Source organism: Chitinophaga rupis (genome assembly GCF_900109685.1).
Taxonomy (GTDB): domain Bacteria; phylum Bacteroidota; class Bacteroidia; order Chitinophagales; family Chitinophagaceae; genus Chitinophaga; species Chitinophaga rupis.
In genome coordinates, this window is sequence record NZ_FOBB01000013.1 from 120958 (window position 1) to 139126 (window position 18169).

An 18169-nucleotide genomic window follows, 5' to 3' on the forward strand; every position below is an offset into this window, starting at 1 on the left:
CCCTGTACAAATCATCCAGCAGTTATTACAATGATTGCTGCGCAAGGTTCATTACCTCATTCAGCACCCGGTCCTTATTATCTAAAAAGCTTTTCAGATCCTGCTGCAGCGGCAGCTGGGGTATAATACCGCGGCCAAAGGGAATAGCAGGTAATGGCTGCACATACTGTTTTACATTTACTACAGACAGCATAATGCTGATATGTGAATCCGGCAGCTGGTAGGTAACGCTGTTATGCCCTGTGTGCCCGTAATACCCACCCATGGTTTCCTCTCCTACTACTATTACCTTATCCTCACTTCTTACCATACTGGCAAATAAAGAGGCTGCAGAAGCTACCTGCGGCCCTACCAGCAAATATACCCTGCCGTGGAAGGCTAAAGGATTGGGCTTCCATAAAGGATTAAAAGAAGGGTTCTGGTAATACTTACCATTCACCAGACGATTATGCTCTTCCAGGAAATTGGATTCCAGGTCCGGTATATCACTGGAATCTTCTGCCTGGTAATATTGCTTAAAGGGCAATTTTTGAAATAACGTATAAGCTTCCTGGTTCTCTTTGTAAGGCTGGTAAGCCAGGTATGAAAAAGTAAGCAGATCATTAGGATCATTCCCGCCCCCATTTTTACGTATATCTACCACCAGGCTGGCAGCATGCTTTGTTTTTAACAGCGTGAACACTGAATCCAGGAAACGGCTGTAAGCTTTGTGGCGGGCAGATTCCGCATTGCCTAACGAAAAAGTATTTACCGTTAGTACCGGCGCGCTGTCATGCGCCCAGGTAAAATAGTAATGGTTATCCAGCAGGGTATCCAGGTATAAAGAGTGGCGTTTTGCGTACAGCTTTTTATAGGCGGTAAACGTAACTGCAGGCAGCACTGCTGTTTTTGTGGCGCTGCTGCCATAGGGCAGATAGCTTATGTTAAACTCATCCTGTATACCATATTCAATGGCATAGTACCAGGGGAAGAAGTGTGCAATGCCTGCTTTTTTGCCGGTGGTATTATACCCGTCTGTTGTATAATAATGCCCCAGCGTTTGCAGCAGCTCTTTTGCAGTATGGCCATTAACAGCGGTAATAATTGCGCCGGCAGGAATGCTGCCCAGGTCTGTATTTACCACCAAACTATCATGAATGATCTCCAGGGGATAAGGAAAGAAACCTTTTTGCCCGCGCAGGCTATCCCGCAAGCCATCAGGCAAAAATACATCATCATGCAGGCTGCCAATGTAAGTGGTAATAATGCAGAGGTATTTGTAGAACTCCGTAGGGCTGATGTACTGCTTACCTACCAGGGTATTGTAGTAAGCGAAAATACTGTCGATGGACGATTTGCTGTGATAGTTGTATAAACCTGCATGGGTGGCCTGTAATATGTTCTCATATAATACCAGGTCGTTCAGGTAATTGCCGGCTAAGGGCGCGGGCTTTTGCGGAACGCAGCTAAACAGGAAACAGCAGGTGGCGATGGCAAGGGCTTTAATGGGTCCGGTCATTCCGGAAATTAGTAATTTTTCTTAATTTCCTTCCATTCTCCGCTGCTCTTTCTCAATGCCTGTTTTGCGGTTCCTGGCGGCTTTTACGCGCTGGTTGCCGAATTTATAAGAGAACACCAGGCGTACAAAACGCGATTCTACCTTATTCTCATATGAGGAGATAACGCCAAAAGAAGCTACATCATATTTTGTTGTTAGTGTGTTAAAGATATCTGTTGCGTTCAGCGTAAGCCTGCCCGCATTATGCAGGATGCTTTTAGAGATGCCCGCATCAATATAGTAACGGGATTTCATTTTATAAACGCCAAAGGCCATGGGCGAATTATAGGTGGCCGACAACTCTGCTGTTAATCCCTTGGTAAGCGTAAAGGTATTGCTGGTGTTTACATACACGCCTGCACCGGAATTGGTAAGCTGCTCGCTACCTTTTTCATTATACTTTGCATAGGTGGCCATTAGGGTATTAGTGCTCATCCACTTATTTTCAAAAAAGCCTTTTGAATAGGTAATGCTGGCATTCACGGCATAAGCGGCGCGCAGGTTGGTATAGGTGCTGATCACCACATTGCCGGTATCTTTCCGGTAAATATCCGTGAGCACCTGGTTATAACGCTGGTAGCTAAGTGTAGTGAATAATTCGTTGTTATAGGTATAGGACAGCTCAAAGCTATGCCCTATAGATGGGCGGATGTTAGGATTACCCTGGTAATAAAAATACTGGCTTACATAGGTTACAAAAGGGTTTACAATATTAAAGCTGAAACGCTCTATACTTTTGCGGTACGATAAACCATACCGATGTTTGGCGGACTGGTTATACATTACCGCAATAGAGGGGAATAAATTAAACTGGTTGCGGGTATTGGTTTGATCCAATGTTAAAGAGGTGCCTTTCATATGCGTTTGCTCCGCACGCAGGCCTGCCTGCAGGTTAAACTTTTTAATGCTGCGGTCATAGCTGGCATATGCGGCAAAAATATTTTCCCGGTAAATGAAGTGATTGGTTTTGCCACTGTCTATCTTCCAGGTATTTGCTATTTCCTGCTCCCAGCGTATATCATTATCCGTTGTTGTAAAGGTAGTTTTCAAACCTGCTTCCAGCTTGCCTTTCCACAGGGGCTGCGTATAATCTGCCGCTACGGAGGTAATGGTATTATTTGCGGGCGAGTTATCGCGCAGCAGGTAAGGCGCTTCCAGCACTACTCCTTTGGGATCGTAAAAGTTGGTCACATAATCATCGTCCCAGCTTTTGTTATAATTAAAGTAGTCCACATTCACGGTGAGCTGTTTACCGCTTGTATCAAAATCTGTTTTGTAATACACATTTACAGATGGATTAAACAGCTGCAGGTCGCCACCGGTAGCTACGGTAGAAAAAGAATCTGCTGCCAGCCCGTGGTAATCCCTTACAGAGGTGGTGGTCATTTTCCGGTAGCGGTAATTCAGTAATCCTTTGAACATAACGCCAACGGAGCTACGTGGATTAAGATCATAGTCGGCGCCGGCCTTAAAGGAATGATTGTTACGCTCCCTGGTTTCCCAGCTGTTTTCCCGGATGTTTGTATTAGCATCCAGCAGGCGTATAGAATGAAGATCGTAGTATTGTTTATTGTACTGGTAATCATAATTACCATATACATTCAGCTGCTGATTACGGTAGTTTAGTCCCAGGCCGGCTACGTAGCGGGTGTATTGGCCTGCGCCTATGCCTGCGGTAAGGGTGCCGTTGGTTCCGAAGTTCCTGTTCTTTGAAGTAATAATATTGATAATAGCAGCGCCTTTGGCATCATAGCGGGCGGGCGGGTTGCCGATAAGCTCTATGCGGTCAATGTTGCCGGCCGGCTGGCTGCTGAGCCATTCTTTCAGCTCTTCGCCGGAAAGGCGGCTGTCCTTTCCATCTACCAGCACGGTTACTTTTTTACCACGCAGCTCATAATTACCATTACCCTGATCTACTACGCCCGGTGCATGGGATAGCACCTGTAAGGCATCGCCTCCTGCGGCGATGGGGCTCTCCGATACGTTCATGATAATTTTATCGGCCCGCATTACAATGAAAGGTTTGGCGCCCTTTACTGTTACTGCCTGCAGCTCCTTCCGGCGCAAACTATCTGTTGACTGAGCCTGGATGCTATGCCAGCATACACAGGCCATTAGCCACATCATGGTCGCGCTTTGGGTTATTTTGGATTTCATGCAGTACGGGTTCTCCAGAATTTTCTTAAATATATTGATACAAACCTATGTTTGTATGTTTCGTGTTAAAAAAACAATACACCAACGCTCATTTTAGCGGTACCAACCTGCGGGATACCCTCACACGAAGGTGTGATTATACAAATAAAAATATGATAATTCCATTATTGAATCCTTCGTAATCTTTATATTTACAAAAGTCATCAACCAGAAAAGACTGCATCACCGGATGCAAAGAACGTGTCCGGAAAGCTTACCATCAGGATACAACAACCAACGTGTTTCAAATAGTGATCAATTAATTATTCTTACACCCTCAATTATTGTTATTTGCTATGCCCCTGGTTGATACCAGTAAAATGGCCGAGTACAAAGCATTTTATCGCGCCGTAGTATCAAGCCGCCCACCCCATGAGCGTCTGTTCTATGATCCCTATGCTGAGGCCTTTTTATCCCCCGGACTGAGATGTTTATTATGGCTGTTCAAACAGCCGCTCCTGTACCCTTTAATAAATTGGTGTATGGAAAAGCGCTACCCCGGCCGTTTTGCAACTACTGCTGCCTGTACGCGGCTGGTGGATGATCTGATCATGTCGTGCATAGAGCGGCACCAGGTAAAACAGGTAGTGATCCTGGGCGCCGGTTATGATTGCCGTGCGCACCGGCTGCCTGCAGCGGCTGTGCAGTTTGTGGAAGTGGATGACCTTCAGCGGCAAACCCTTAAACGGCAGGTATTACAGCAGCTTCCGCAACCGCCTATGACGCTGGTTGATTATATTCCGATGGACCTGGCCACTCAAATGCCGGACGATGTATTGCCGTTACAATTGCAGCGGGCCCACTACAATACCCTGTTTATCTGGGAAGATATTCACCGTGTTTTCCCGGGGAAGAATATCGATAAAATGTTTGGTTATTTTCAGCGCTTTCCCGAAGGCGCGCGCTTCATATTTACGTATGCGGTAAAAAATCCGGGCATGTTTATTGACGCTATGCCTGTGACAAGGCTGTTGCAGGAGCATCCGAACGACCAGAACTATGACCAGGACCCTGCCCGTTTCCGGGATTTTTTGCAAGCCTACGACCTGCAGCTGGAGCAGCTTACAGGCGCAGATGCTTACCGGCAGTTATATTATGGTAAACGGGCAGACCGTATGAAAGGATATAAATGGTGTAATGTAGCAATGGCCAGCGTGAAAGTAAAAACAATTGAGTCATGATACCTGCTATCCAACAACTAAATACCGATCTTGACAATAATACCAATCTTTTACTGGATATATTGGATACCATTCCTACGGCTAAGCTGCAGTTGAAAAATCCGCGTACAGAATGGAGCATTATGGAATGTGCGGAACATATCCTGATCTCTGAACAGGCCGTAGCCAAAGCATTACAGGGCCCCTCCCACCCTATAGAAGACCGTGCGCCGGACAGTAAGCTGGAAGAGCTGAATAAAAACTTCCTGGAATTTGACCAGCGCCTGCGTGTAAGCGGCGAGCCGGAAACCCTGGATGGCGGTTATGATAATATAAAAAGCTTTAGCCAGGCCTTTCGCCAGAACCGGGAGCTTATTAAAGAAGCGCTTCAAAAGGCACCACTGGAATGGCTATGTGAAAAACTGGAACATGCCAAATTTGGCTACCTGACAAGGCTGGAATGGGCCTACTATCTCATTTACCATACGGAAAGACATTTGCAGCAGATCAACCGGATCGAAGCAAGCCTGGAAAATACGAATCCATAAAAAAATTCCCGTTATGTCATCACTGGTGCGTGCCAGGAGAACCACTGTACTTACTGCATTTTTTCGCGCGTTAGAATCCCGCAAACCTGCCAGGGAACGGCTGTTCACAGATCCCTTTGCTAAAGTGTTCCTGACCCCCTCATTAAAAATGTGGGTCTTTCTTTCTGTTTACCCATTCTTTAAATGGGCCGTGCCTAAGTATATCAATTACTTCTGGCCCGGCGCCCATACTGCTATTGTAGCCCGCACCCGTTTAATAGATGTAATGACCATCCGCGCTATACAGGACCATGGCGTGAACCAGGTAATGATCCTGGGATCAGGTTTTGATACCCGCGCACACCGGCTGCAGCTGCGGGAAAGGGTACAGTTTGTGGAAATGGACCGGCCTGTTACACTGAAATATAAACAACAGCTGCTGAATAAGGTGCGTAACAAACCGCCTGTACATGTGGACTATGTGCCCATGGATTTTTCTTACCAGCAACCGCAGGACTGCATCAGTAACCTGATGAGAGCCGATCATTACAAAACCCTGTTCATATGGGAAGGCGCAGTCAATAATTTTACTGCCACCATGGGCAGGATCATGTTCGACTACTTCCAGGGCTTTCCCTCCGGCACCCGCATTATTTTTACCTATGTAATTAAAGAGATGATGGAAGACCCATCCCGCTTTCACGGCGCTGACAGCATTATACGCCTGCTTAAAAAAGTAAAGGAGCCCTGGAACATGGGGCTGGATCCCGCTTACCTGCCGCATTTCCTGGCGGAATATAATATGGAGCTGCTGTATGATGAAGGCGCAGAGGATTTCCGCCGGATGTACTTCGGAGAAAAGGCATTACAAATGCGCGGATATGAATTTTACCGGGTAGCAATGGCTGTAGTAAAATAGTATTTTTGCAGAATGCAACCATTACGTATACACTATTTTGAGCACGTGCCTTTTGAGGGATTAGGCTGTATTGAAGACTGGGCGCGGCAGCAGGGCCACACCATTACCGTTACCCAGTGGCATGCGCCTACCGTTGTATTACCTGACCTGCTATCTATTGACTGGCTGATAGTAATGGGCGGTCCTATGGGAGTGTATGAAACTGACCGGCATATATGGCTGCCGGCAGAACAGCAATACATTGCAGATGCTATACAGCAAGGCAAAAAAGTGCTGGGCATATGCCTGGGCTCACAGCTGATTGCCGCTGCTCTGGGCGCTAAGGTATACCCCAATAAAGAAAAAGAGATCGGCTGGTTTCCCGTACAATTCAATATTACCGGCGCTTTAGCCAACATTCTGCCACCGGAGCAAACCGTGTTCCACTGGCATGGCGATACTTTTGACCTGCCGGCCAATGCCACCCGTTTTGCCAGCACTGCAGCCTGTACCAACCAGGGATTTATGTATGGCGACAGGGTAATAGGATTACAATTTCACGTGGAAGTACGCAGCAACGATGTATTGAAAATGGTGGAGCATGGCGATGATGAGCTGACGCCTGCGCCGTATATACAAAGCGCGGAAGCTATAGCGGACCGCAGCGCCCTGGCAGATGGAGCGAATGAGCTGATGTTTGAAATACTGGAGTATATGCAGAAGGCTTAATGCAGCTTTTAGCTGTTAGCTCTTAGCTTTTAGCGTCCGGAACCGAACATTGTTTGTACTGAAAGCGGACATGCCCCCATTATTAACCTGCTGATTATGAATGCTGTACAAACAGGCATTCTGCTTGGAGTAGCTGGTATCTACCTGTAAAATCACCCGGTCATGTTTTCAAACTACCTGAAAGTTGCCTGGAGAAATCTCGTGCGCGACAAGACGTTCTCTATTATCAATATGGTTGGACTGGCCATTGGGCTGTCCGGTTTCCTGCTGATAGCCTTGTACGTGATGGATGAGCTGAGCTTTGACCGGTACTACAACAAAGCAGGGAACATTTATCGTATTGAACTGAACGCCCGCTGGGGCGGCGAGGATCTGCGAATGGCCCAGATAGGGGATCCTATTGGCCCCAAGCTCAAAAATGACTACCCCCAGGTGGAAGAATATACGCGGATCTTTTATAGCCGTAATGATCCCGGTATGGCGAATAAACTGATCGGGAAAGGCGGTGAATATATCACAGAGAGCAATACAGCTTATGTGGATTCCACCTTCTTCAACGTCTTTAAATTTCCCGCGATTGAAGGTAATCTCCGTACAGCATTAAATGAGCCGGGTACCGTGGTGATAACGGCATCCACGGCTGTCAAATATTTTGGTTCCACAGACGCTGCGGGAAAAACGCTCACCGTAAAGGAGAATGGTAAAGATGTTCCCTATAAAGTGAATGCAGTTATCAAAGATATTCCCGGGAACACACATTTCGATTTCAATATCCTGTTCTCGATGAAGAGCCTGAATTATCAATGGGGACAGGTTGGCAACAGTAATTTTTATACTTACCTGGTGCTGAAACCGGGGCCGGGTGTAAGGGTCTTTGAAAAACAGCTGAACGGGTATATCGTGAAATATTTTACCCCTTTGCTGAAGGATTTCAATATGAGCAGCATGGAAGAATTTGAGAAAACCGGCAACAGGTTCAATTTTATACTAACACCTGTTACCCGCATCCATTTGTATTCCGACAGGCAGGCCGGCGAAGAGATGAGGCCTTCAGGCAGCATCCAATACGTGGCCATCTTCTCAGCCGTGGCCCTGCTCATACTGTTCATAGCCTGTATCAATTTCATGAACCTTACTACAGCCCGCTCCGCAGGAAGGGCCAGGGAAGTAGGCATCCGCAAAGTGCTGGGCACTGAACGTAAAGAGCTGATCCTGCAATTCCTCTCAGAGTCTACGCTGATGGTTTTGTTATCCTTGCTGGTTGCGGTTGGAATCGCCTTTTTGATCCTGCCGCTGTTTAATTCAGTGGCTGCCAAGTCCATGAGCATGGCCAGCCTTTTCTCTCCGGCGATCTTACCCCTGCTGCTGGCATTACCCTTTGTGGTTGGCCTGCTTGCAGGCAGCTACCCTGCCTTTTTTCTATCCCGGTTTAAACCCATCGAAGTATTGAAAGGCAAATTGAGAATGGGTACCAAAAGCGGTGGCCTGCGAAGCGTATTGGTAGTATTCCAGTTCACTACTTCTATTATACTGATCATCGGAACTATCGTTGTGTACAGGCAGCTTCGTTTCATTCAAACCCGTGACCTCGGATTCAATAAAGAACAGGTGCTCATTATCAACAACGCCGATGCGCTGGATAATAATGCTGAGGCATTTAAAAACCAGGTCGTGCAGCTGTCCGGGGTAAAAAGCGGTACCCTGAGCGCCTTTCTGCCGGTATCCAATTCCTCGCGCAACGCGTGGAATGTTTTCAAAAGTCCTGTTGCCACCGGGAATAATAGCTTCAATACGCAGTTCTGGGCCATTGATTATGATTACCTGGAAACGATGGGACTCAAACTGCTGAAAGGAAGGAATTTCTCGCCTGGCTTTGGCATGGACTCCTCTTCCTGGATCATCAATGAAGCAACGGCCCGGATCCTGGGTTATAAAGATCCGGTTGGAAAGAATATATATACCATAAATGATGAAGGTAAGGCAACCGCTCACCCCATCATAGGGCTCGTAAAGAATTTCAATTATGAATCCCTGCACGCTGCAGTAGGCCCCCTCATTTTTGCGCTGCATAGAAGCACAGGGCTGGCCTCTTTCAAAGTGAGCACGGCCAATATCAATACCCTGGTTGAACAGGTGCAAAACAAATGGAAAACCATGGCGCCGGGCATGCCGTTCAGCTATCGTTTCCTGGATGAATCCTTTAATGAGATGTACCGCGCCGAACAGCGTGTAGGCGAGATTGCAATGATCTTCTCCATATTGGCTATCCTCATCTCCTGCCTGGGCATATTCGGACTGGCTACCTTTATCGCCGAACAAAGAATGAAGGAGATCGGCATCCGCAAAGTGCTGGGCGCAAGCGTTCAGGGTATTGTTGGATTACTCTCCGCCGATTTCATGAAGCTCGTAGGTATCGCCTTTGTTATTGCCGCGCCTTTTGGCTGGTGGGTCATGAATAAATGGCTGCAAAGTTTTGTTGACCGGGCAGCTTTCAGCTTGTGGATCTTCGTGGTGGCAGGTATTGCTGCTTTGTTCATTGCACTGGCCACCGTGAGCTTTCAATCAGTCAGAGCGGCCCTCATGAACCCAACGAAAAGCCTGAAAGCGGAATGATTGATGTTTTAGGATACCTGCACCTCCGGGGCCGCGGGGATCAAAGCGATTGAAGGCCTATTACCTGTATTGCTAATCGCTTTCCCGGAGGCCCGGTAAACGGGCTGCACCCGCCTGTTATGTAAATCTATTTAGCTATTATATCATCGTATCAGCAGTGGCTTGCTGTTAAACATTGTCAAGCGTATCACGCCGGGCAAAGGCCCGTTTATCCAGACCTCCGGGTTCCGCGGAGATCAGAGCGGTTGAGGGCCATGGAGAGCCTGCAATCCGTAACCGATAATTCGTAATTTCGTCTAATGGAAACATTGGATATCCTTATCATCGGCGGGGGCCCTATAGGACTGGCCTGCGGATTGGCGGCAAAAAAGGCGGGATTGAGCTATGTAATACTGGAAAAAGGCTGCCTGGTTAATTCATTATACAATTACCCTTTGAATATGACCTTCTTCTCTACCTCCGAAAGGCTGGAGATAGACGGCATTCCCTTTATGTCCATTAATGCAAAGCCTACCCGCCCGGAAGCGCTGGAATATTACCGGCGGGTGGCTACCTCCCGGGAGCTGCATGTAAAGCTGTTTGAAGAAGTGCAAACCATTAGCCCTAACGGAGATACCTATACGGTAAAAACGCCCCGGCATACCTACAATGCCCGTCATGTGGTGATCGCTACCGGCTTTTATGATATTCCCAACCTGATGAACGTACCGGGTGAAGACCTGCCCAAAGTAAGACACTATTATAAAGACCCTCACTTTTATGCCATGCAGCGCGTGATTGTAGTGGGCGCCCATAACTCCGCCGTGGATGCGGCTTTGGAAACCTGGCGCAAAGGCGCAGATGTAACGATGGTGATCCGCGAAAGCGGTATCGGCAGCCGGGTAAAATACTGGGTAAAACCGGATATTGAGAACCGTATTAAGGAAGGCTCCATTAAAGCGCATTGCCATTCCGTGATCAAAGCTATACGGCCGGATGAAGTAGACATCTCTACCCCCGACGGTGTGGTAACCGTAGAAAATGATTATGTGATTGCCATGACAGGCTACCAGCCGAACTTCAGCTTCCTGGAAAAAGCCGGTATTGAATTATCGAAGGATGAAAAAAAATATCCTGCCTATAACCCGGATACCATGGAAACTAACCTGCCCCGGGTATACCTTGCGGGCGTGGTTTGCGGTGGCATGGATACGCATGTATGGTTTATTGAAAATTCAAGGGACCATGCGGAGAAGATCATTGCGCATGTGAAGCGGAATGCTTAATGCTTAACGCTGAATGCCGAACGCTTAACGCTCAATGCTTAACGCTGAATGCAGCGTATAATAAACTTTTGCTGTAAATTAAGGACTGCCTGCGCCAATGAATCCATTCCATAGCGCAGTCCGCATTTGCGTTCCGCGTTTAGCATTCAGCGTTAAGCCTCAAACTATATTCACTTCCCTTTCCAGCTCCACGCCAAATTTTTCGTGTACGCTATCCAGTACTTCCTGGGATAGGTTGTAGATCTCCTGGCCTTTGGCATTACCGTAATTTACCAGCACCAGCGCCTGTTTGGCGTGTACGCCTGCATCGCCTTTGCGGTAGCCTTTCCAGCCGCATTGCTCAATAAGCCAGCCGGCGGCCAGCTTGTGCTGCCCGTTAGCGGCCGGATACGCCACAATATCAGGATGCGCCTGTTTTACGGCGGCAAATTGCTCCGCGCTGATAGTAGGGTTTTTAAAGAAGCTGCCTGCATTGCCGATCTGTGCCGGATCCGGCAGCTTGGAGCGGCGGATGTTGATCACCGCCTGGCTGATGGCCTGTATGGAAAGCTCCTTTACCTCCATCCGCTGCAGCTCCTGTTCTATAGCGCCATAGCTGGTATTGAACTGCGGATGTTTGCGCAGGCGGTATGTAACAGAGAGGATCACGAACTCGCCTTTGTACTGGTGTTTAAACACACTCTCCCGGTAACCGAATGCGCAGTCGGCGTTGTTGAACGTTACCAGCGTACGGTCGTTCAGGTGAAAGGCTTCCAGCTCATAGAAATGATCTTTTATTTCCACGCCATAAGCGCCGATATTCTGCATGGGGCTGGCGCCTACATTGCCGGGGATCAGGGACAGGTTCTCCAGCCCGGCATAATTATGCGTTATACAGTGCTGTACAAATTGGTGCCAGTTTTCCCCGGCCCCGGCTTTTACATAAATATATTCCTCATCTTCCCGTATCAGGGTAATGCCTTTCAGCTCATTTTTCAGGAGCAGTCCGTCAAAATCCCGGGTAAATAAAATATTGCTGCCGCCGCCAAGGATCATACGGGGAACGGCCTTCCAGCGGCCATCTTCCAGGATCTCCTGCAGCTGCTGCAGAGTAGCAAACGGGGCAAAATAACGGGCTTGTGCGGCAATGCCAAAGGTATTATACGGCCGGAGTAAAACATTTTCTGCTACCTGCATATGTGAAAATTCAATGACTTAACTTTATAATAAGACTGCAACCTACAGGTAAATGATGCCAATTGTGGCCTGTTACTTGTAAATGTTCAGCAATAGAATGGCTATAATTAACTACGGCTGCTGCCGGTAGTTTTTTTCCCGGACAAAGATAATTAACAGAACAATGCCTCAAACAGCTATTGTAATTGGCGCTACCGGGCTTACCGGCAGCCACCTGGTGAACCTGCTGCTGCACAACCCTGCCTTCGACAAGGTAAAGGTGCTGATGCGCAAACCGGTACTGAAACAACGGCCCGGACTGGAAAGCATTATCGTGGACTTTGAAGATGAGGAAAGTTTGTCAGCAGCGCTGCAGGGCGATGTGCTGTTTTGCTGCATTGGCACCACCAAACGCAAAGCCGGCAGCAAGGAGCAGTTCCGCGAGGTGGATTTTAATATTCCTGTGCGTTGTGCCACACTGGCCAAACGGCATGGGTTTAACCAGTTCCTGTTAATGTCGTCTATTGGGGCTAATGTAAACTCCCGCTTTTTTTACCTGCGTACCAAAGGGGAGGCTGAGCAGGCCATAACCCGCCTGGGTTTTAACAGCATGCATATATTCCGCCCGTCGGCATTGCTGGGTAAGCGGGATGAGCCCCGCCCCGGCGATCTGTTTACACAATACCTGGTACAGGTGTTTTATTTTTTGCTGCAGGGAAGATGGAAGAAGTACCGGGGCATCCGGGCATCCACAGTGGCTAAAGCCATGGTAGCTGCGTCAGTAAAGGGCGAGAACGGCACACATATTTATGAATCAGATGCAATAAAGGAAATGGCGGGAGAACCGTTGTAGATTAAACACAATCTACATCCGGAGTAATAATAACCGACCGGAATTTTTTCTCGGCCTGCAGCTTTACAAAATACTCCCGTAACAGCTGTTTGGTTTGGGCGATGGCTTTTGAATCGCGGGGCAGCTTGATCAGCATTTCCTGCAAATAATTATTACGTACCCGGCTTACCAGCGGAGCTGCAGGGCCTACCAGCTGTGCGCCCAGGTGAGGTTGAAGCCAGCTGCCCAGGATCTGCGCCGCCTGCTCCACTACCAGCTGCTTCTTATGTTTGATGGTAATTTTCAGTAAACGGAAAAAGGGCGGGTACCCAAAACGCTGCCGCTCCACGATCTCTGCCTCATACATGGCCTTATAATCATGCAGGCTTACATATTGTAAAACGGGGTGACGGGTATTATTGGCCTGTATCACTACCCGGCCCTGATCTTTTTTACGGCCCGCACGGCCGCTCACCTGCTCCATCAGCTGAAAAGCCCGTTCATTCACCCGGAAATCGGGATAGCTCAGCAAACTGTCCGCGCTCAGAATGCCTACCAGGCTCACGTTATCAAAGTCCAGCCCTTTTACCACCATCTGCGTACCCACGAGTATGTCTATACGCTGTTGCTCCAGCTGCTGGATCATTTTATTATGACTGTCCTTGTTACGCACCGCATCCACATCCATACGGGCAATACGGGCATCGGGGAACAGCTGCTGCAGGTCTTCCTCTATTTTTTCCGTACCAAAACTTTTTGGTATCAGCGTTTGGCTGCCGCAGGCAGCACAGGTGTACAGGTAAGGATACTGCGTACCGCAGTAATGGCAATGGAGCTTATCCTGGTTGCGGTGGTAGGTGAGCGATACATCACATTGCTTGCAATGCGGTATCCAGCCACAGGTAGTACATAGCAGGAAAGGCGCATACCCCCGCCGGTTCTGGAACAGGATCACCTGTTTGCCAAGGGCCAGGGTTTGCTTAACCGCATCGGCCAGCATGGGTGTAAAGTTGTGCAGCATTTGCTTTTCAGCAGTGGGCTGTTTGATGTCGGCTATTTCAATAGACGGCATTTCTATGCCGCCAAACCTTTCTTCCAGGGTCACTAATCCATATTTGCCCTGCTGCGCATTAAAATAAGATTCCAGTGAAGGCGTGGCAGAGCCTAATAATACCTTTGCCCCAAACAAGCCGGCATAATAAATAGCTGCATCGCGGGCATGGTAGCGGGGCGCGGGATCCTGCTGCTTGTAAGAGGCGTCATGCTCCTCATCCAGTATGATCAGGCCTATATCCCGGAACGGCAACAGCATGCCGGAACGGGCGCCCAGCACTATCTGCAGCTCACCGCTTTTTACTTTGTTCCAGATCTCTACCCTTTCATTATTATTAAAGCGGGAATGGTAAATGCCGATCTTACTGCCAAAGTGTTTTTGCAAACGCCGGATGATCTGCGCGGTAAGCGCTATTTCCGGTAACAGGTACAGCACCTGTTTGCCGGTGGCTATGCATTCTTCTATCAGCTTTACATATATCTGCGTTTTACCGCTGGAAGTTACCCCATGCAGCAGGGTTACCGGCTTATGCTCAAAACTTTGCCGCACAGCCAGCAATGCAGCTTCCTGCGCAGGGCTGAGGGTAAAATCTATATTGGATTCCGCTTTGCTGCCCGGCACACGGTCTACCACCCGCTTTTCTATCCACACAATATTTTTATCTACCAGCCCTTTCAGCTGTGCTGCGCTGGCGCCGGATTTTTTCAGCAGCTCGCTTTGCAATACCGCCCCCTGTGTTTTTAACAGGTGCAGGTAAGCCAGCAGCAGCTCCATTTGTTTGGGCGCACGCCCCAGCTCATTGAACAGGGCGGCCAGCTGCTCCTCCTGCTCATAAACGGGGTGCAGCTGTACGTAATTTTCCTTCTTTTCTTTATAGGCTTCTTTCAGCTCTTCAAATACCAGGCATACCTTTTTTTCTATGAGCTTTTTAATGGTGCTGTACACATCGGCTTTATCCAGGATCAGCTGCACTTCGCCAATACGCAGCTCTTTGCGCATCAGCAGGGCTTCTGCTATCAGGTACTCATCTTCGTCCAATGAGGTCATATCATCGCCGAAGGCATCATTATATAATAAGATCGTTTCGCTGGAAAGTTTAAGATGGGCGGGTAAGGCGGCGTTCAGCACCTCTCCTTCTGTACACATGTAATAAGATGCGATCCATTGCCAGAAGGATAACTGTGCCGGGTATACGACAGGTTCTTTATCCAGGAGGTCCAGGAGCGGCTTGGTTTTATAATCCAATGGTGCCTGCCCATGTACTGCTTTTACAATACCGGCATACTTTTTCTGGCGGCCCAGCTGTACGGCTACACGGCTGCCGGCCTGTATGGTATCTTCCATACCGGCTGGTATGGCGTACGTATAATTTTTGGGTAAGGCCAGTGGTAATATTACATCTGCGTATTTCATGGATCTAAATAGCCTTCTCCAGCACCGAATCCTGGTACTGGGAGTGCTCCTTCAGGGCTGTGTACATGATATTAAATACTTTGTCTTTCAGCGCAGGTATGTCTTCCATGGTAAGCCCGTCCACCGGGATGGATGGGAGGAATAACACCCTGCAGCGCCCTGGTGAGAGATCCAGCATTTTTTTATTGGAGAACCGGATACCGCTGTCAAGGTACAGCACCGGCTTTAAAGGCGTTTGTGTTTCAATGGCTATACGAAAAGCGCCGTTATGAAAAGGCGTTAGCAGCTTATCCGTTTCATTGGTGGTGCCTTCCGGGAAAATAAGCACGGATACTTTCTGCTTTACCATATACATCATTTCCCGCACACTGTTGGAACGACCCTTTGCGCTGGACCTGTCTACCAGCACCACCGACTGTTTATAAATGAACCCAAAGAAGGGGATCTTTTTCATTTCAATTTTACCCAGGGGGCGGAAAGGTAAGCCCATCACCTTTACTGCAATACAGGCATCCAGGTAAGAACGGTGGTTTACCACGTAAAGGAAGGTACCCTTTTCATGATTATCCTGGTGGATCTTACGGACCCATATACCTACCAGTGGAAACCAGAGATGTGCCCACAGGCGCAGGAAATAAAAAGTGATATTACCTCCTTTTATTTTTCCCAGCAGGGATGCCAGGGCAATAAACGGGAGGATGAGGAACATGATCCCCAGCCATACCAACAACGCGTATACTACATATATTACCTGTATTGGTCTTAGCAACAATTTCATAAAAACACGGATCCCTGTTTAGGTGAACACCAAACCGGAAAATTAAGCAACAATTACCAATTCTCAACTACGAATTATCAAATTACAAATTACGAATACCGTATATCTCTCATTCGTAAATGTTTATCTCCATCTCAGTCGCAATTACAGGTCCAGCGTTTGTCAAGGTCAATGCAGGTAACAACGCGGGTGGCATCGTCACAGGGCGCAAAGACAATACGCAAATGCTGGCCTTCGTGGGAGTAGCCTTCCAGCGCATAGGTGGGACAAGGGTGGTCGTGCAGGTTGGATTTGGCCAGGTCAATACGGCCCTGGGCCATGATCTCCTGCACCTCTTTTTCAGTAACATGGCGGCACTCCATCCGGCAGCGGGCATGTACGGTATATTCCAGGCGCGCGGTACGGTCAAACTCCGGGACATCGTCCACCATTTCCGGTATAGGCGGACCTTCCGTGGAGGGCTTTTGCGGACTTCTCCACCATTGCCAGCGCCAGGCAATGGCCAGTAAAATGGCCAGTAACAGTACAGGGAAGTATTTGTGCAGTGCCCCCGGTTTCATGCATTCAGGATTGTAATGAGGTCAGCAATATATTAAACTTACACGCTTTTTCCCGTTTTTGCCCCAAAATCTGCTAAAACAACAAGTGATAAAAGTTCGTAACTTTGCCCTCCTTTATGACACAGGCAAAAACAGTGGCTTTTCACACCCTGGGCTGTAAGCTGAACTTTTCAGAAACCTCTACCCTGAGCAGGTTACTGGAACAGGATGGTTTTGTGAAAACGGATTTTGACGGATTGGCTGATGTATATGTGATCAACACCTGCTCCGTTACCGACAATGCGGATAAGGAATGCCGGCAGCTGGTAAGGCGCATTCAGCGCCGCGCGCCGGAAAGCATGGTAGTAATTACCGGTTGTTACGCCCAGCTGAAGCCCCAGGAAATTGCCTCCATTGAAGGGGTAGACCTGGTACTGGGCGCTGCGGAAAAGTTCAATATCACCGAACACCTGAAAACATTGACCAAAGGCGACAGCACCCGCATTTGCTCCTGTGATATTGAAGATGTTAACTCCTTTCATGCCTCTTACTCTTTACATGACCGTACCCGTACTTTCCTGAAAGTGCAGGACGGCTGCGACTATACCTGCACCTTTTGTACGATTCCCATGGCCCGTGGCAAAAGCCGCAGCGACAGTGTGGAAAATGTGCTGGAACATGCCCGGACCCTGGCCGGCAATGGTGTAAAAGAAATTGTGCTTACCGGTGTAAACCTGGGCGATTTTGGCAAAGGCCTGCAGGGCGGTAAAAAACGCGAAGAAACTTTTTACGAGCTGGTACAGGCGCTGGATGAAGTGGAGGGTATTGAACGTTACCGCATTTCTTCTATAGAGCCTAACCTGCTGAGCAACGAGATCATTGAATTTGTAGCCAACAGCCGCAAGTTCATGCCGCACTTTCATATTCCTTTGCAAAGCGGCAGCAATCACATACTGGGCCTTATGCGCCGCCGCTACCGCCGTGAGCTGTATGCAGAAAAAGTAGCGCTCATCAAACAGTTTATGCCGCACTGCTGTATTGGTGTGGATGTGATTGTGGGCTTCCCTTCTGAAAGCAATGAACATTTCCAGGAAACCTATAACTTCCTGCACGACCTCGATATTTCTTACCTGCACGTATTCACTTACTCCGAACGCGCCAACACGCCTGCCCTGGACATTACGCCGGTAGTACCGGTAGCGCTGCGGCATGAGCGTAATAAAATGCTGCGTAACCTGAGCCATAAAAAGATGCAGTACTTCACTGAACAGCATATTGGCGAAACCCGGAAAGTGCTGTTTGAACAGCATCAGAAGGATGGCATGATGGAAGGGTATACGGATAATTACATTAAAGTGACCACGCCGTATAGGGCGGAATGGGTGAATGGATTGGTGGATTGGGAATTGAGGTAATTAATTGATATACAGCCCACTCTATCCCATCTTTAGAAATATTTCCATTTTCTCCGGA

14 protein-coding genes are annotated in these 18169 nt (G+C 48.2%); 8 read left to right on the forward strand and 6 right to left on the reverse strand.

Annotation, left to right across the window (positions count from 1 at the left end; all coding sequences use genetic code 11):
• Positions 1–25 precede the first annotated feature (25 nt).
• Together BMZ54_RS31405 and BMZ54_RS31410 are read right to left on the reverse strand one after the other, a co-directional pair.
• Positions 26–1498, reverse strand: a complete 1473-nt coding sequence (locus BMZ54_RS31405) for a S41 family peptidase (RefSeq protein ID WP_089921070.1) — start codon at positions 1496–1498, stop codon at positions 26–28.
• 21 nt (positions 1499–1519) lie between these two features.
• Positions 1520–3694 carry an outer membrane beta-barrel family protein gene (locus tag BMZ54_RS31410; RefSeq protein ID WP_089921071.1) on the reverse strand — a complete coding sequence of 725 codons (2175 nt, stop codon included), beginning with the start codon at positions 3692–3694 and terminating at the stop codon, positions 1520–1522.
• A gap of 359 nt (positions 3695–4053) precedes the next feature.
• Between BMZ54_RS31410 and BMZ54_RS31415 the strand changes: the two genes are divergently transcribed.
• From BMZ54_RS31415 to BMZ54_RS31440, 6 genes are all read left to right on the forward strand, one after another.
• Positions 4054–4914 carry a class I SAM-dependent methyltransferase gene (locus tag BMZ54_RS31415; RefSeq protein WP_162277726.1) on the forward strand — a complete coding sequence of 287 codons (861 nt, stop codon included), beginning with the start codon at positions 4054–4056 and terminating at the stop codon, positions 4912–4914.
• Positions 4911–5441 carry a DinB family protein gene (locus BMZ54_RS31420; protein ID WP_089921074.1) on the forward strand — a complete coding sequence of 177 codons (531 nt, stop codon included), beginning with the start codon at positions 4911–4913 and terminating at the stop codon, positions 5439–5441. The genes BMZ54_RS31415 and BMZ54_RS31420 overlap by 4 nt, the downstream gene beginning before the upstream one ends.
• A 13-nt stretch (positions 5442–5454) precedes the next feature.
• Entirely contained in the window at positions 5455–6339 is an 885-nt protein-coding gene (locus BMZ54_RS31425) for a class I SAM-dependent methyltransferase (protein WP_089921076.1), read from the forward strand.
• A gap of 12 nt (positions 6340–6351) precedes the next feature.
• The gene (locus BMZ54_RS31430) at positions 6352–7047 is read left to right on the forward strand and encodes a type 1 glutamine amidotransferase (RefSeq protein WP_089921077.1); all 696 of its coding nucleotides are present in this window, start codon (positions 6352–6354) and stop codon (positions 7045–7047) included.
• A gap of 162 nt (positions 7048–7209) precedes the next feature.
• Positions 7210–9660 carry an ABC transporter permease gene (locus tag BMZ54_RS31435; RefSeq protein WP_089921079.1) on the forward strand — a complete coding sequence of 817 codons (2451 nt, stop codon included), beginning with the start codon at positions 7210–7212 and terminating at the stop codon, positions 9658–9660.
• Positions 9661–9959: 299 nt separating this feature from the next.
• A complete protein-coding gene (locus BMZ54_RS31440; protein WP_089921081.1) occupies positions 9960–10925 on the forward strand; it encodes a YpdA family putative bacillithiol disulfide reductase in 966 nt (321 codons plus the stop codon).
• Positions 10926–11084: 159 nt separating this feature from the next.
• On the opposite strand, the gene murB is transcribed toward BMZ54_RS31440, so the two are convergent.
• Positions 11085–12101, reverse strand: a complete 1017-nt coding sequence (gene murB, locus BMZ54_RS31445; protein ID WP_089921082.1) for a UDP-N-acetylmuramate dehydrogenase — start codon at positions 12099–12101, stop codon at positions 11085–11087.
• A 163-nt stretch (positions 12102–12264) separates the two neighbouring features.
• Here murB and BMZ54_RS31450 point away from each other — a divergent pair, with 163 nt between their 5' ends.
• Positions 12265–12933, forward strand: coding sequence for an NAD(P)H-binding protein (locus BMZ54_RS31450; RefSeq protein ID WP_089921084.1), 669 nt, complete (start codon positions 12265–12267; stop codon positions 12931–12933).
• A gap of 1 nt (position 12934) precedes the next feature.
• Here BMZ54_RS31450 and priA read toward each other — a convergent pair whose 3' ends face one another.
• The 3 genes from priA to BMZ54_RS31465 all read right to left on the reverse strand — a co-directional run bounded on the left by priA (position 12935) and on the right by BMZ54_RS31465 (position 16717).
• Positions 12935–15379: a replication restart helicase PriA gene (priA, locus tag BMZ54_RS31455; RefSeq protein ID WP_089921085.1), complete on the reverse strand. Its 2445-nt coding sequence runs from the start codon at positions 15377–15379 to the stop codon at positions 12935–12937.
• Between the two features lie 4 nt (positions 15380–15383).
• Positions 15384–16157, reverse strand: a complete 774-nt coding sequence (locus BMZ54_RS31460) for a lysophospholipid acyltransferase family protein (RefSeq protein ID WP_089921087.1) — start codon at positions 16155–16157, stop codon at positions 15384–15386.
• 134 nt (positions 16158–16291) lie between these two features.
• Positions 16292–16717, reverse strand: a complete 426-nt coding sequence (locus BMZ54_RS31465; protein WP_089921089.1) for a DUF4258 domain-containing protein — start codon at positions 16715–16717, stop codon at positions 16292–16294.
• A 116-nt stretch (positions 16718–16833) separates the two neighbouring features.
• On the opposite strand from BMZ54_RS31465, the gene mtaB reads away from it, so the two are divergent.
• A complete protein-coding gene (gene mtaB / locus BMZ54_RS31470) occupies positions 16834–18111 on the forward strand; it encodes a tRNA (N(6)-L-threonylcarbamoyladenosine(37)-C(2))-methylthiotransferase MtaB (protein ID WP_089921090.1) in 1278 nt (425 codons plus the stop codon).
• The last annotated feature ends 58 nt before the right edge of the window (positions 18112–18169 follow it).

Bases quoted from the DNA above. Each gene is read 5' to 3' on its own strand.
- BMZ54_RS31440 (WP_089921081.1), top strand. From the start codon at position 9,960: ATGGAAACATTGGATATCCTTATCATCGGCGGGGGCCCTATAGGACTG.
- BMZ54_RS31425 (WP_089921076.1), top strand. From the start codon at position 5,455: ATGTCATCACTGGTGCGTGCCAGGAGAACCACTGTACTTACTGCATTT.
- murB (WP_089921082.1), bottom strand. From the start codon at position 12,101: ATGCAGGTAGCAGAAAATGTTTTACTCCGGCCGTATAATACCTTTGGC.
- BMZ54_RS31430 (WP_089921077.1), top strand. From the start codon at position 6,352: ATGCAACCATTACGTATACACTATTTTGAGCACGTGCCTTTTGAGGGA.
- priA (WP_089921085.1), bottom strand. From the start codon at position 15,379: ATGAAATACGCAGATGTAATATTACCACTGGCCTTACCCAAAAATTAT.
- BMZ54_RS31415 (WP_162277726.1), top strand. From the start codon at position 4,054: ATGGCCGAGTACAAAGCATTTTATCGCGCCGTAGTATCAAGCCGCCCA.
- BMZ54_RS31460 (WP_089921087.1), bottom strand. From the start codon at position 16,157: ATGAAATTGTTGCTAAGACCAATACAGGTAATATATGTAGTATACGCG.
- BMZ54_RS31410 (WP_089921071.1), bottom strand. From the start codon at position 3,694: ATGAAATCCAAAATAACCCAAAGCGCGACCATGATGTGGCTAATGGCC.
- BMZ54_RS31450 (WP_089921084.1), top strand. From the start codon at position 12,265: ATGCCTCAAACAGCTATTGTAATTGGCGCTACCGGGCTTACCGGCAGC.
- mtaB (WP_089921090.1), top strand. From the start codon at position 16,834: ATGACACAGGCAAAAACAGTGGCTTTTCACACCCTGGGCTGTAAGCTG.
- BMZ54_RS31435 (WP_089921079.1), top strand. From the start codon at position 7,210: ATGTTTTCAAACTACCTGAAAGTTGCCTGGAGAAATCTCGTGCGCGAC.
- BMZ54_RS31405 (WP_089921070.1), bottom strand. From the start codon at position 1,498: ATGACCGGACCCATTAAAGCCCTTGCCATCGCCACCTGCTGTTTCCTG.
- BMZ54_RS31465 (WP_089921089.1), bottom strand. From the start codon at position 16,717: ATGAAACCGGGGGCACTGCACAAATACTTCCCTGTACTGTTACTGGCC.
- BMZ54_RS31420 (WP_089921074.1), top strand. From the start codon at position 4,911: ATGATACCTGCTATCCAACAACTAAATACCGATCTTGACAATAATACC.